6 protein-coding genes are annotated in these 4,487 nt (G+C 60.0%); 2 read left to right on the forward strand and 4 right to left on the reverse strand.

Features of this window, described 5'->3' with window-relative positions; genetic code table 11:
- Positions 1 to 28 precede the first annotated feature (28 nt).
- Both EOA85_RS28690 and EOA85_RS28695 read left to right on the forward strand, forming a co-directional pair.
- The gene (locus tag EOA85_RS28690) at positions 29 to 583 is read left to right on the forward strand and encodes a DUF1003 domain-containing protein (RefSeq protein WP_127212001.1); all 555 of its coding nucleotides are present in this window, start codon (positions 29 to 31) and stop codon (positions 581 to 583) included.
- Positions 580 to 1,167 (forward strand): DedA family protein, encoded by a 588-nt coding sequence (locus tag EOA85_RS28695; protein WP_127212002.1) that lies wholly within the window; start codon positions 580 to 582, stop codon positions 1,165 to 1,167. The genes EOA85_RS28690 and EOA85_RS28695 overlap by 4 nt, the downstream gene beginning before the upstream one ends.
- A 200-nt stretch (positions 1,168 to 1,367) precedes the next feature.
- Here EOA85_RS28695 and EOA85_RS28700 read toward each other — a convergent pair whose 3' ends face one another.
- The 4 genes from EOA85_RS28700 to EOA85_RS28715 all read right to left on the reverse strand — a co-directional run.
- A complete protein-coding gene (locus tag EOA85_RS28700) occupies positions 1,368 to 1,955 on the reverse strand; it encodes a hemerythrin domain-containing protein (protein ID WP_127212003.1) in 588 nt (195 codons plus the stop codon).
- 39 nt (positions 1,956 to 1,994) lie between these two features.
- A complete protein-coding gene (locus tag EOA85_RS28705; protein WP_029352991.1) occupies positions 1,995 to 2,354 on the reverse strand; it encodes a diacylglycerol kinase in 360 nt (119 codons plus the stop codon).
- Positions 2,355 to 2,448: 94 nt separating this feature from the next.
- On the reverse strand, positions 2,449 to 2,868 hold the full coding sequence (locus EOA85_RS28710; protein ID WP_127212004.1) for a GFA family protein: 420 nt from the start codon (positions 2,866 to 2,868) through the stop codon (positions 2,449 to 2,451).
- 421 nt (positions 2,869 to 3,289) lie between these two features.
- The coding region (locus EOA85_RS28715; RefSeq protein WP_127212005.1) for a 3-deoxy-7-phosphoheptulonate synthase class II at positions 3,290 to 4,487 on the reverse strand (1,198 nt) is incomplete at its 5' end.

Below are 4,487 nucleotides of genomic sequence, written 5' to 3' on the forward strand. Positions count from 1 at the left end.
ACCTCTATCGCTGACGGCGGAGGCGACGATGAACAAGACGATCGAGGAACTGGCGAACCGTTGGCTGAAGCGAAAGCCGGACGCACCTGAAAACCGGGTGCTGCAATCAACGCTCGAGCGCACCACGATCTCCAAGGATACCAACAAGGCTATCGCCTTTCATCAGACGTTTGGCGACCGCCTGGCCGACACCATCGCCCGGATCGGCGGCTCGTGGTCCTTCATCCTGACATTCATTGCTTTCCTGATCCTGTGGACGGGGGGCAATGTCTGGCTTTTGACGCGCGACGCCTTCGATCCCTATCCCTTCATCTTCCTCAACCTGGTGCTTTCCATGGTCGCGGCCCTGCAGGCGCCGGTGATCATGATGGCGCAAAACCGCCAGACCGAGCGCGATCGTATCGATGCCGCGCACGACTACGAGGTCAATCTCAAGGCCGAGATCGAGATCATGGCGCTGCATGAAAAGCTCGACGAACTGCGCCACAGCCAGATCATCGGGATGCGCGACGAGATCGCCCGGCTAGCCGAGCAGGTGAAGCGCATCGACGAGATTCTGTCGAAGCAGCGGACGCGTCCATGACGGATGCCATCCATAATCTCATCGAACAATATGGGCTGATTGCCGTCTTTCTGGGCTGTGTCGCCGAGGGCGAAAGTGCCGCCCTCCTTGGCGGGTTTTTCGCCCATCAGCATGTCTTCGTCCTGTGGCAGGCGTTTCTGGCGGCCTCCATCGGCGCCTTTGTCGGCGACACTTTCTTCTTCACCCTCGGACGAAGCTTCGCCGATCATCCGCTTGTGATCAAATTGAGAGGTCGGCCAGGCTTCAGCCACGCCTATCGTCTCGTCTCCAACCATCCCGACATTTTCGTGCTGTCGAACCGCTTCATTTACGGCCTGCGCCTTGTCGGCGGCATCGCGGCCGGATTGTCCGGCATTGCCGTGACGCGCTTTGTCATTCTCAACGTCATTTCATCGATCATCTGGGCCGGATTGTTCACCACCATCGGCTATGTGTTCGGGCTGGGCGCGGAGCGCATCGTCGGCCAGGCGTTGGCCCGTCACGAGCGATTGCTGATCGCCCTGGCGATTGGGTTGGCAGCGGCGGTCCTCGCCTCGTTCATCGCTCACACCATTGCCAAAAAGGAGCGTAGCAAGGAAACGTAAGGGTCGAGCAAACCTGACCTCACCTTGCTCCGGGATGTGTTGAGATTCAGCTCAGGCCGAGTCGGAGTCGAGGACGGGCGCGAAGCGACCAAACAGGTGGGTTCCGAGAACCGGAGCGCAGCGTACTTTTGGGTACGTGAGCACCGGAAGCACAGGAAGCCGCCATTTGCAGGCCGGCATCACCTGAATATCCACACATCCTAATCGATGCCGAGCGTCCGATCGCCGCGATCAAGGATCAGCGGAATGATCAGGTCTTCCTCATCGGCAAGGTGCCGGGTCAGCATGGCGATCAGCCGGCTGTTCTGGTCGGCATAGGCATCGGCGGCAAAGCGCTGCTTGTCCTCGCTGTCCTGAAGCGTGCGGATGAAGGCGTTCGCGGTCTCGGCATTGCGCTCCAGCCCCTCATGGATGGTGTGATGATCGGCATCCAGAATCTCGAAGCCGCGCTTCAGCCGGACCTCGGCTTTGGCGAATACCGGGAAATAATGATGGTCCTCGACATTGTGGTGACCGTCGAGATTGCCGAGAAAATGGTTGAGGCGCGGCGCGAACCAGCGAGCGAACTCCGGCCCCGTCAGCCTGCCCTCGTGATAGTCGCCGATACCGTTGGTCAGCATGCCGCCGAGCTCGCGGAACATGTCGTGCCGCTGCAGCCACATAGTGGCGATGCCATGGATGTTGGAATGCCCCTGCCAGATCTCGCGCGGATATTTCTCAGTCAGCCAGCGCAAATCATCGGGCAGGCCGGCACGCTCGAGCAGAAGAAAATCAGTAGTGTCCGACATGACGGTCTCCTTTGGTAACCGTCATATAAGAGGTGAGGATTAGATCGGTAGCCCCAAGATTCGCTCGATGATGGCGATGCCCCAGACGCCGGCAACGATCACCACCGAAATCAGCACCGCCAGCGAACCGCAGTCTTTGGCGAGCTGGATATCGACGTTGAATTCCCGGCTGAACGCATCGCACGCGGCCTCGATGCCGGTGTTCAGCACTTCGACCATGATCAGGAGCAGCACCGCCCCGATCAACAGCGCATAGCCGCGCCACGACACCGAAACAAACCAGCCGAGCGGCAACGCCAGCACGAGCAGCATCAGCTCCTGCTGGAAGGCTTTTTCGCTGGAAGCCAATTTGCGAAATGCCCGCACTGAATTGAAGAATGCGTCGATCAGCCGCTGCATGCCAAACCTTTCCGAATCACCGGCAGGGGATAGCGCAATGGCCGGATCAAGGGAATAAGGCGATCTCTCCAAAAATCATTCGTCGGCGACCTTCTCACTCATCCGCGACCTTGATCGACGGCTTCGACTTCTCGAACTGCGGCAGCCCATCGTCGATCGTGTAGTAGTCGCCCTTGTCGCCGACGAAGATGTGACATTGCCCCTGAAGTCCCGTGGGCTCGTCGAATAGTCCCGCCATAACCGAGATGTAGGCATCTTGCCGTGGCTTCCAGAACAGCAGAGAGCCGCATGTCTTGCAAAAGCCGCGCTTTGCAAACGAAGACGCTTCGTACCAAGTGATGCTCTCGGCACCTGAGATTGTGATGTTCCCTTCGGGGACATTGGTTGCAGCGTAGAAGTGACCACTCTGCTTCCGGCATTGCGAGCAGTGACAATAGATTACGCCGCGCAATGGCCCCCGCGTCTTGAAGCGCACGGCTCCGCACAGGCATGACCCGATATGAGTGTCGTCCATCTCGCCTCCCCAGCCAGTCGCCATCCTCGGCATTGCAGCAGGATTCCAGTTTTATCGCCGCCGCGCACGAGCAAATGCGACACAAAGCGGGCGTGTTCGAACTGCAGCTATGAAATCGACCGCGACCCCAAAAGCGCCAATGTGGCGCTGCGCTAAATTTGCCATGGAGATCGCTGCGAGAAGGCGCGGAGGTGCTTTATATGAAGGATCGCCTTTCGGACGATACGATCGGCATCATTGTCGTTCGAGTGCTTTCATGAGCGCATGGAACCACGGCATAGAGTGATCAGAGCACTCAAGAATATGACAAGAGCCAAGGCAGTTAGCCCGGAGATACCCGACGCTGATGAGCCGCCAAGTGGTCCGGGTTCCTCAGAAGCTGGGGATTTCTCCGGCGCTTGTTGATCGATGGCGACTGAAATCAGCCGTTGACGGCCTGCTTGTGCTGGACCGGGTGGCTCTTCTTGAGCAGATCCGAGACCAGGAATGCCAGCTCGATCGCCTGGTCGGCGTTGAGGCGCGGGTCGCAATGGGTGTGGTAGCGATCCTGCAGCTCCTCGGCTGTGATGGCGCGGGCGCCACCGGTACATTCGGTGACGTTCTTGCCGGTCATCTCGATATGGATGCCGCCCGGATGCGTGCCTTCGGCACGATGCACCTCGAAGAAGGTCTGAACTTCCTTCAGGATGCGGTCGAACGGCCGCGTCTTGTAGCCGGCGGCCTCGATGGTGTTGCCATGCATCGGGTCCGACGACCACACCACGCTCCGGCCTTCTTTTTTCACCGCGCGCAGCAGCTTCGGCAGATGGTCGGCGACCTTGTCGGAGCCGAAGCGCGCTATCAGCGTCAGCCGGCCGGGCTCGTTCTCCGGATTGAGCAGGTCGATGAGCTGCAACAAGCCGTCCGGCGTCAGCGACGGGCCGCATTTCAGGCCCAGCGGGTTCTTGATGCCACGGCAATATTCGACATGGGCATGGTCGGGCTGGCGCGTGCGATCGCCGATCCAGATCATATGGCCGGAGGTCGTATACCAGTCGCCCGAGGTCGAATCGACGCGGGTCAGCGCCTCCTCATATCCGAGCAGCAGCGCCTCGTGGCTGGTGTAGAAGTCGGTCTCGCGCAGCGCGTAATTGGTCTCCGAGGTGATGCCGACAGCCTTCATGAAGTCCATCGTCTCGGTGATGCGGTTGGCGAGCGACTCGTATTTCTCGCCCTGCGGGCTATCCGATACAAAGCCGAGCATCCATTGATGCACGTTCTCCAGGCTGGCGTAGCCGCCCTGGGCGAAAGCGCGCAAAAGATTGAGCGTCGCCGCCGACTGGCGGTAGGCCATTTCCTGGCGTGCGGGATCGGGAATGCGCGACTTGGCGTCGAACTCGATGCCGTTGATGATGTCGCCGCGATAGCTGGGCAGCGTCACGCCGCCCTTGGTCTCGTTGTCGGACGAGCGCGGCTTGGCGAACTGGCCGGCGACACGGCCGACCTTCACCACCGGCTGCGCGCCGGCAAAGGTCAGCACCACAGACATCTGCAGGAAGACGCGGAAGAAGTCGCGGATGTTGTCCGCGCCATGCTCGGCAAAACTCTCGGCGCAATCGCCGCCCTGCAGAAGGAATGCG

The sequence above is a fragment of the Mesorhizobium sp. M5C.F.Ca.IN.020.29.1.1 genome (assembly GCF_003997375.1).
GTDB classification, from domain to species: domain Bacteria; phylum Pseudomonadota; class Alphaproteobacteria; order Rhizobiales; family Rhizobiaceae; genus Mesorhizobium; species Mesorhizobium wenxiniae.